The sequence below is a fragment of the Calidithermus terrae genome (assembly GCF_003574345.1).
GTDB lineage: Bacteria > Deinococcota > Deinococci > Deinococcales > Thermaceae > Calidithermus > Calidithermus chliarophilus.
Genome location: NZ_QXDL01000175.1, coordinates 1 through 8,811, shown reverse-complemented (window position 1 = coordinate 8,811; position 8,811 = coordinate 1). Strand labels below are relative to the sequence as shown.

Below are 8,811 nucleotides of genomic sequence, written 5' to 3'. Positions count from 1 at the left end.
GCGGGGGGGAGGGGGGTGCCCCGGCCGCGGCGGGCCTCGAGGCGCTCCGCGAGGCCGCCGGGAGCCTCCCGGGTCTCCTCGAGCCGCCGCCGGTAGCGCTGGATTTCCAGGTGCAGCCACTCCCGCTGCAGGCGAGCTCCGTGGGGTGTCGCCGACGCCTTTGCCTCAGCGCGCTGGAGAGGTGCGGGAGGAAGCGCGGGTTCGGCTTCGTGTCCCGTGCTGCTCGGGCGTGGGCGGTAGGGATGTACCGGCTCCTTGGAGCGGTCATCGTAAACGGGCATGGAGGGATTCTACAAACTAGGTCCAGGTTATGCACGAGACCTTGTCTTAATAAACCCGCTATGATGCTCGTCGGCAGGGCTCGAGGAGAAAGCATGGCACGCCGTCGCAGAACCAAACGCCCCTCCCCACGCAGCCGCCGGTCGCTCGAGCAGTTGCTGGCGCTCGTCCTGATCGTCGCGGTGGTGTGGGTTTACCAGTGGTGGCACAGCCGCACGTCCACGGTGGTCGGCCCGGACGGGGCGCAGGTGGAGCTGTACCTGATGCCGAAGGACGGGGCCAAGGCCAAGGCCCGGCTGGTCGGGCTCATCGGCTCGGCCCAGCGGCAGGTGGACGTGGCGGCCTTTGAGCTCGAGGACCGCGAGCTCGGGAGGGCCCTGCTCGAGGCGGCGGCCCGGGGGGTGCGGGTGCGGCTGTACACCGACCGCGACTACCGGCGCGAGGCCTGGGAGAGCCTGGGGGCGGGAACGCCGGCCCGCTCGCCGGCGCGGGGCCCGCGCTGCGAGGAGGTGCGCAGGGTCGCCGTCTGCTACGACGACCGCGACCCGCTGATGCACCACAAGTTCGTGCTCCCCGACGAGGCGGGGGTCTGGACCGGCAGCACCAACCTCACCTGGAACGCCTTCGAGCGCAACAACGAGAACAGCCTGTTCCTCCCGGTGCCGGGGCTGGCGCGGGCCTACCGCGCCGAGTTCGAGGCCCTGTGGCGGGGCGAGGGGGCGGGGCGGGGCGCGCCCGCCCGCTTCAGCGCGGGCCCGCTCGAGGGCCGGGCCTTCTTCAGCCCCGCCGGGGGGGCCGCGGCGCGCGCCGCGCTGCTGGAGGCCCTGCGCGGGGCGCGCGAGGATGTGCTGGTGGCGGCCTACGTGCTCACCGACCGGGGGGTGCTCGAGGAGCTGGGGGCCCTGCGGCGCCGGGGCGTGCGGGTGCGGGTGGTGATCGACGCGCGCAACCTCGTCAACTCCCTCGACGAGGAGCTCGCGCGCGCGGGCGTCGAGGTGCGCCGGGACGGCAACCCCTACACCCAGCACAACAAGGTCGTCGTCATCGACGGGGCCCGCGTCGTCACGGGCAGCTACAACTTCTCGGCCTCGGCCTACCGCTCCAACAACGAGAACCTGCTCATCCTCGACAGCCCCGAGCTCGCCGCGCGCTACCGGGAGGAGCTCGAGGCCATCTGGCGGGCGGGGAAGCCGTTGTGAGGGCTGATAGCTGGACGCCGGACGCCGATAGCCGGTAGCCGGGCGCGGGTCGTACGTCGTACGTCGTACGCCGTACGCAAGACGCAAAATGCCTTTTCTTTACCCCCCTTAACAAGGGGGGCTGGGGGGGATAAACCCTCCCCGCCGGCGGGGAAGGCCGGGGTGGGGTGAACCACGGACCACAGGCTGACGGCTGACGGTTGAAGGCTGACGGCTCATCGCTTCCCGCTTACACCCTGCCCCTCGTCGCTATACACTCTTACGGAGATGCTGCTGGACCCTGCCCGCTTGCCGACTTTGATCCTGGCCTCCCAGAGCCCGCGCCGGGCGCAACTGCTCGAGCGGCTGGGGTTGCCTTTCCAGAGCCGCCCGGCCCACCTCGACGAGGAGGCCCTCGACTCGCTCCCGGCCGAAGAGCTCGCGCGCACGCTGGCGCTGCACAAGGCGCAGGCGGTGTGGCGGCCGGGGGAGTGGGTGGTGGCGGCCGACACGGTGGTGGCGCTGGGGGGGGAGCTGCTGGGCAAGCCGGGCAGCGTGGCGGAGAACCGGGACTTCCTCGAGCGGCTCTCCGGCCAGACCCACACGGTTTTCACCGGGCTGACCCTTATCCTGCCTTCCGGCAAAGAGGAGGCTCTGGTGGACGCGGCGCGGGTGCGCTTCCGGGCGCTGGAGGACTGGGAGATCGAGTGGTACGCCTCGAGCGGGGAGGGGCTGGATAAGGCCGGGGGCTACGGCGTGCAGGAGCGGGGCATGGTGCTGGTGGACGCGGTCGAGGGCGACTTCTACACGGTGATGGGGCTGCCGGTGCGGCGGCTGTGGCAGGTGCTGGCCCGGTGGGGCTACTTCCGCGGCGGGGAGGGTGACGCGGCTTGAACGAGGTCATCCTGCGCCGCTTGCTGTTCGCGGGGTTGCTCGGGCTGGCGCTGCTGCTCTCGAGCCTCACCCGCCAGTTCGCGCCCGCCCTGCCCGCCGAGTTCTCGGCCCGCAGCGCGCCGCTGTTCGGCCTGAGCTACCGCCTGGGCTCCAACCTGCACGCCGCCCTCGCCGCCCTCTACGACCGCCGCGACCTGCGCGCCGAGAACCGGGCCATGCGGCAGGAGCTCGCCACGCTGCGCATGGAGAACGCCCAGTTGCGCGAGGAGAACCGCCGGCTGGGCGCGGCGTTGCAGGTGCGCGACCAGAAGGCGCTGGGCGCCAAGGCCATCGCGCCGGTGATCGACGAGGACCCCTCGGGCCTGTACCGCCGCCTGGTCATCGGGCTGGGGGAGAAGGACGGCCTCAAGGTGGGCGACCCGGTGGTGGCGACGGGCTCGGCCGGGTTGGTGGGCTCCGTCGTGGCGGTCACCGAGCGGGAGGCGGTGGTGCGCACCCTCGTGGACCCTGAGTCGCGGGTGGCGATCCTGCTGCCGGGCAAGCGCGGGCGCGGCATCGCCTTCGGGCAGCCGCCCAACCTGCTCAAGGTCGAGCTCTCGCCCGACGCCCAGGTCAAGGTGGGCGACCGGGTGGAGTCGGGGGCCTTCCGTGGGCTCTACCCGCGCCTGCCGGTGGGCGAGGTGGTCGAGGTGCTGCCGGTCAAGCCCGGGGCGCTGAAGCGGGTGGTGATGGTGCGGCCCATGGTGCAGTTCTCGCTGCTCGAGGAAGTGATGGTGCTGCGCTCCTTGTAAGCGCCGCCGGGGAAAAATCCACTATCGTTGTGCTTAGCCTATGCGTGCGGCCATCCTGATCCTCGTGACTTTCCTGCTCCAGGGCCTGATCTCGGGCCTGATGCCCGCCGAGGTGGCCCCCCCGGACCTGCCGTTCCTGGCGGCTTTGGCCCTGGCGGGCTTCTACCCGCTGTACGTGGGGCTCCCCCTGGCCTTCGTCATCGGCATCCTGCAGGACCTGTTGTCGGCCGGGTATCCTGGGCTGCACACGGTCGGGCTGCTGTGCGGGGTCTACGTCTACTACCGCCTCTCGCGCAGCTTCCACTCCGACGAGCTGCTGGGGCAGATCACCATCCTGGGCGGCAGCTTCCTCGCCAAGTGGTTGGGCTATGCTTTAGTCGGGTACTGGTTGCGCGGGGGGCCCTTCGCCTTCGCCGCCCTCACCGGGGTTTTCGTCTCCGAGATCCTCCTCACCCTGGGTTTGGCGCCCTTCCTGCTGGGCTGGGCCCGGCGCGTGCTGGGGGAGACGAGACGTGAATAACCGCATCTGGCTGCTGCTGCTGATCGTCTATGCCGTGCTGGGGGTCTACACCGTGCGGCTGTTCCAGCTTCAGGTCGTGCGCTACGAGAAGTACGCCACCCGCAGCCAGGGCAACTACCTGCGCACCGAGACGGTGCTGGCCCCCCGCGGCCGCATCTTCGACCGCAACGGCAAGATGATCGCGGGCAACCGCCTCACCGTGGACCTGGTCTACTCCGGGGGCGAGATCCTCTTCAAGGAGCGCATCCTGCGCCTGCTGGGGCTCAGCGAGCTGCCCGAGGTGGGCCGCGAGCCGGTGACGCTCAAGGCCAACGTGCCCGAGAGCCTGGTCCTCACGCTGGCCGAGCTCACCGCCGGGCAGGACAACCTGCAGCTCGTCGAGCGCCTCGAGCGCACCTACCCCCGCCCCATCTCCGGGCCGGTGCTGGGCTACGTGCTCTTCGCCAACAAGCAGGAGGTGGAGCAGCAGGGCTACGACCCGCGCGAGCTGGTGGGGCGCACCGGGCTCGAGGCGGCGCTGGAGAAGTACCTGAGGGGCCAGAAGGGCCAGCGGGTGGTGGAGAAGAACGTGCGCGGCGAGCGGGTCAGCGAGCAGGTCACCAAGGAGCCCGTGCCCGGCCAGGACGTCTACCTCACCCTCGACGTCGAATTGCAGCACCTGGCCGAGCGCGTGCTCAGGGAGAGCCTGGAGAACGTCAACAAGGGGCGGCGCAAGATGGGGCTGCCGCCGGAGAGCGTGGTCAAGGGGGCCATCGTGGCCGTGGACCCCCGCAACGGCGAGGTGCTGGCGATGGCCAGCTCCCCCAGCTTCGACCCCGCGCTCTTCGCCCGCCACCCCCGTACCCCCGAGGACAACAAGAAGATCGCGGCCTACAACTCCGACAAGTCCCTCCCCACCCTCAACCGCGCCGTGACCGCCTACGCGCCCGGCTCCACCTTCAAGCTCGCCACCAGCAGCTACTTCATCGAGAAGACCAACGTCACCCCCGGCACGGTGTTCAACTGCGGCCCTTACATTAGGTACGGGGGCATCCGCAAGAACTGGTACGCCGGGAACATGGGCCCCATGACGGTGCGGGAGGCCATCGCCCAGAGCTGCAACACCTGGTACTACCAGGCCGCCATCGCCGCCGACCCCTACAAGACCGTTGACGGCATCGCCGATTGGGCCAACAAGCTGGGGGTGGGGCGGCCGACGGGCCTCGAGATCGCCGAGGACAAGGGCTTCCTGCCCACCAAGAAGTGGAAAGAGGAGACCTTCAACGAGCCCTGGTACCCCGGCCAGTCGCTCTCGGTCGCCATCGGCCAGGACGCGGTGGAGGCCAGCCCGGTGCAGATCGCGCGGATGCTCGTCACCATCGTCAACTCGGGCCGTCAGCCCGAGCTGCACCTAGTGCGCAAGGTCGGCGGCCAGGCCGTGCAGCCGCGCTTCGCCAAGGTCGAGGGCAGGTACTGGTCGGTGCTGCAGGAGGGCATGCGCAAGACCGTCACCTGGGGCACCGCCCGCCCGATCCTGGGGAACCTCGAGGTGCCCACCGCCGGCAAGACCGGCACCGCCGAGAACGGCATGAGCTACCGCAAGGGCTACGGCTACACCCACGCCTGGTACATGGGCTACGGCCCCGCCGAGCCCGGCGACCCCCGCCCGCCCCTGGCCGTGGTCGCCTTCTTCGAGAACGGCGGCGAAGGCTTCGGGGTGGCCCTGCCCGCCGTCAAGCGCGTGATGGAGGCCTACTGGAAGATCGGCGAGTTCGCGCCCAAGCCGCCAGAGCCCGAAACGCCGCCAACCCCCGCGCCGGAGCCTGCCCCTTCGAACGCCGTGCGGTGAACGATGGCTGGTCAATAGCCGTCAGCTCGTGGCCTGTGGCCTGTGGTGACCCCTCCCCAACCCTCCGCGCCCGCGGGGAGGGAATATCCCCCCCGGCCCCCCTTGCCAAGGGGGGTGACAAGGCGTCTCGCGTCTTGCGTTTCGCGTACAGCGTAGGACGTAAGACGTACGACCCGCGCCCGGCGCCCGGCGTCCGGCGTCCCGAACTTTGCCTTTTCCCCCTGAATAGAGGTATAACCTTCCCAGATGCGTATCCGAGCGACCCTCAACGGCCTTTCGCTGCGCCTCGACGGCAACGAAACGCCCGACGTCCTGCGCAAGGCCCTGGCCGAGGTGCCCGAGTTGCCGCTCGAGGTCGAGGTCTCGGGCCAGATCGGGGTGGAGGTGCTGGAGGTGCTGTGCGAGGTGGGGCGCGAGCGGGGGCTCACCCTGCGGCCCCCGCGCGGGGAGCGCTTCATCCCCTACACCGAGGTGGTCGGCCAGACCCTGCGCGCCGGGCAGCGCGTCGAGTCGCCCGGGACGGTGGTGGTGCTGGGCGACGTCAACCCGGGGGCCGAGATCATCGCCGGGGGCGACGTGATCGTGGTGGGCAAGCTGCGCGGCTTAGCCCACGCCGGGGCCAGCGGCAACGAGGAGGCCAGCATCTGGGCCAGCGCCTTCGAGGCCAAGCAGATCCGCATCGCCCACCACGTCGCCCAAGCACCCGACGACCCCCAGACCGCCAAGAGCCCCGAGCGGGCGCGGGTGGCGGAGGGGCGGATCGTGCTCGAGCCGTGGGGAAAGCGCTAGGCGCTGAACGCTGAGCGTTGAACGCCGGAGGGACGACCGACAGGCCGTCCCTATACACTCCGCCCTGGCACTCCCTGCTAGCGTCGAGGGCCAGGGCATCTCGCGTTTTGCCTTTAGCGTTGGGCGTTAGGCGTTCGACGTAGGACGTACGACGTAAGGCGTAAGACGAACAGCCCGCGTTCAGCGTCGTACGCAATACGCCCGACGCTCACCGCTGGCCTAACTTGATCGTCAGCACGTCGCTGCAGCTAATGCTGGGGCCCACGGCCTGCGGGCTGTTGGCGTGCAGGTTCACGTAGGTGGTGCCCTTGGGGTAGGCGGGGACCTGGGCGGCCGGGATGCGGGTGTAGGCGAGGGCGGTGCCGTCGGGGCCGGCCATGGCGTCCTTGAGGCCGAGGATCTTGTTGCCGTTCTGGGCCTTGCAGTTGGCGTCGCCCGCGTCGTTGAAGTGGATGTGGTTGGCGTACATCCCCGAGCCCGGCTTGAGCCCCTCCAGCCGCAGCCACACCTCGAGGTCCCCATTGGGAAGGGTGATCAGCACCGCCGATCCCTTGACCCCGCTGTCGCCCGTCGCGGCCAGGTCGGTGTAGCGCACGTCGGCCTTGGTGTCGTGGGCGGCGAGGGCTCCCACCGCCAGCACTGCCGCTATCGCCAAAAATGCCCATTTATGCTTCATGGCTTCCTCCACGCGGCCGTACGTGGAGGGAGTAGGGTTTGGATTGCGGGGGCTCGAGTACACAGCTTCCGGCCTGCGGCGGTGTAGTGGCCCCGGCTACACCCGCCGCGCGGGTGTAGCCGCGCGGGCTTTGTGAACGTGCCAGGGATTTATACCGCGTCTAGGCTAGGGGTAGAGGAGGATGCGCTCATGGAAAGCCTCGCCCCCCAATCCCCGGCGGATTCCGTCACCTGTGTGCCGCAGCATTTGTTGAGGGATGAGCCCGCCCTCCCGCCCCGCGAGAAGGGCCGCCTGTGGGAGGAAGTGCTCGAGCTTTACGACCTCCCCGACGGCGAATAGCCCCTTGCGGAGGGCGGGCTCAGGGCCCGCCCTTTAGTTGGGCTTTAGGGTGCTTCCTTCCATGTTGTTCTAAGTATTGCCATGTATACTGCCTCAACTTCGATGCCATCGAGGAGAGGAATGCATGACCGAAGAACAACACCTGCGTGAGTACACCAAGGCGCTCAAAGCGCACCTTCCCCGCCACTTTTTCGAACCCGTCCCGGCCCGGTTGGCCTTCCTGCCCGCCTTCCTGGCACTGTTCGGCCTGTGCACCTGGGGCATCCTGGCCACTCCCTATATCCTGCTCAAGCTGCTCTTATCCTTCGGGATCGGCTATGCCTTCATCGGGATGGGCTTCCTGGCGCACGAGATCCTGCACGGGGCGGTCACCAAGAACCCCGTTCTGCGCTCCATCACCGGCACCATCGCCTTCGTGCCGCTGATGGTGGGCGCGCGGCTGTGGCGCAAGTGGCACAACGTCGAGCACCACGGCTCCACCCAACACCCCGAGGACGACCCCGACGCCATGGGCACCCTCGAGTCGGCCACCAAGCGCCCCATCGTGCAGTGGGCCTTCCGCCAGGTCCCGGCGCTGCGCAGCTTCTTCCTCTTCTTCGCCTGGACCTTCTGGTTCACCCTCCACGCCCACATGATGCTGCGGCGCTTCTTCCCCGACTTCAAGCCCAACGAGCGCCCGGCGGTGATCTTCCAGGCCATCCTGCCGCCTTTGGTGTGGCTGGGCGTGCTGCTGCTGGTGGGGCCGCTCAACTTCCTGTTCGTCTTCGTGATCCCCTGGGTCATCGCCAACTTCATCGCGATGAGCTTCATCGCCACCAACCACCTGCTCAACCCCATCACCGAGACCAACGACCCCCTGCTCAACAGCCTCACCGTGCGCAACCCGCGCTGGCTCGAGTGGCTCACCCTGGGCTTCGGCTACCACATCGAGCACCACGTCTTCCCGGTGCTCTCGCCCAAGTACGCCCACATCGTCGCCGCCAAGATCAAAGAGCTGTGGCCCGAGCGCTACAACGAGCTGCCGCACTGGAAGGCGCTGGTCTACCTCTGGAAGACCCCCCGCCTCTACCGCGACCACCGCAACCTCATCGAGCCCACCACCGGCAAGGTCTTCGGCACCATGGGCTTCGGCCTCAACGACGCCAAAGTGTTCCCCCGCAAGGCCGAGGCTCGCAGGCAGCGCCGCAAGACCCGGACGCAGAAGTGACGCCGGTGGCTGAGCGCTGATAGCTCATAGCCGATAGCGGGGCGTACGTCCTACGTCGTACGTCGTACGCAAAACGCCAAACGCAAGACGCCAAACGCAAGACGCCAAACGCAAGACGCCAAACGCAAGACGCCAAACGCAAGACGCCAAACGCAAGACGCCAAACGCAAGACGCCTTGTCACCCCCCTTAGCAAGGGGGGCTGGGGGGATACCCCCTCCCCATCTCCCCTTGCCAAGGGGGGTGACAAGGCGTCTTGCGTCTTGCGTCTTACGTCTGGCGTCTGGCGTCTGGCGTCTTGCGTTTTGCGT

Annotated in this window: 10 protein-coding genes; 8 read left to right on the top strand and 2 right to left on the bottom strand. The window is 68.9% G+C overall.

The window, feature by feature from the left end:
- Positions 1-281 (bottom strand): hypothetical protein (locus Mterra_RS22900; RefSeq protein ID WP_218022953.1); only part of this gene is annotated, 281 nt, incomplete at its 3' end.
- A 93-nt stretch (positions 282-374) separates the two neighbouring features.
- Here Mterra_RS22900 and Mterra_RS16230 point away from each other — a divergent pair.
- The 6 genes from Mterra_RS16230 to minC all read left to right on the top strand — a co-directional run bounded on the left by Mterra_RS16230 (position 375) and on the right by minC (position 6,279).
- Positions 375-1,478, top strand: a complete 1,104-nt coding sequence (locus Mterra_RS16230) for a phospholipase D-like domain-containing protein (protein WP_119316113.1) — start codon at positions 375-377, stop codon at positions 1,476-1,478.
- Between the two features lie 267 nt (positions 1,479-1,745).
- Positions 1,746-2,351, top strand: coding sequence for a Maf family protein (locus Mterra_RS16225; protein ID WP_119316112.1), 606 nt, complete (start codon positions 1,746-1,748; stop codon positions 2,349-2,351).
- Entirely contained in the window at positions 2,348-3,142 is a 795-nt protein-coding gene (mreC, locus tag Mterra_RS16220; RefSeq protein WP_119316111.1) for a rod shape-determining protein MreC, read from the top strand. The genes Mterra_RS16225 and mreC overlap by 4 nt, the downstream gene beginning before the upstream one ends.
- A 40-nt stretch (positions 3,143-3,182) precedes the next feature.
- Positions 3,183-3,662, top strand: coding sequence for a rod shape-determining protein MreD (gene mreD / locus Mterra_RS16215; protein WP_119316110.1), 480 nt, complete (start codon positions 3,183-3,185; stop codon positions 3,660-3,662).
- Positions 3,655-5,490: a penicillin-binding transpeptidase domain-containing protein gene (locus Mterra_RS16210; protein ID WP_119316109.1), complete on the top strand. Its 1,836-nt coding sequence runs from the start codon at positions 3,655-3,657 to the stop codon at positions 5,488-5,490. The genes mreD and Mterra_RS16210 overlap by 8 nt, the downstream gene beginning before the upstream one ends.
- Positions 5,491-5,736: 246 nt before the next feature.
- Positions 5,737-6,279, top strand: a complete 543-nt coding sequence (gene minC / locus Mterra_RS16205) for a septum site-determining protein MinC (protein ID WP_119316108.1) — start codon at positions 5,737-5,739, stop codon at positions 6,277-6,279.
- Between the two features lie 208 nt (positions 6,280-6,487).
- Here the strand turns inward: minC and Mterra_RS16200 are convergent, their stop codons facing one another.
- Positions 6,488-6,955 (bottom strand): CHRD domain-containing protein, encoded by a 468-nt coding sequence (locus Mterra_RS16200; RefSeq protein ID WP_119316107.1) that lies wholly within the window; start codon positions 6,953-6,955, stop codon positions 6,488-6,490.
- Between the two features lie 189 nt (positions 6,956-7,144).
- Here Mterra_RS16200 and Mterra_RS22475 point away from each other — a divergent pair, with 189 nt between their 5' ends.
- Both Mterra_RS22475 and Mterra_RS16195 read left to right on the top strand, forming a co-directional pair.
- Positions 7,145-7,294 (top strand): hypothetical protein, encoded by a 150-nt coding sequence (locus tag Mterra_RS22475; protein WP_157202929.1) that lies wholly within the window; start codon positions 7,145-7,147, stop codon positions 7,292-7,294.
- Between the two features lie 124 nt (positions 7,295-7,418).
- On the top strand, positions 7,419-8,501 hold the full coding sequence (locus Mterra_RS16195) for a fatty acid desaturase family protein (protein ID WP_119316106.1): 1,083 nt from the start codon (positions 7,419-7,421) through the stop codon (positions 8,499-8,501).
- The last annotated feature ends 310 nt before the right edge of the window (positions 8,502-8,811 follow it).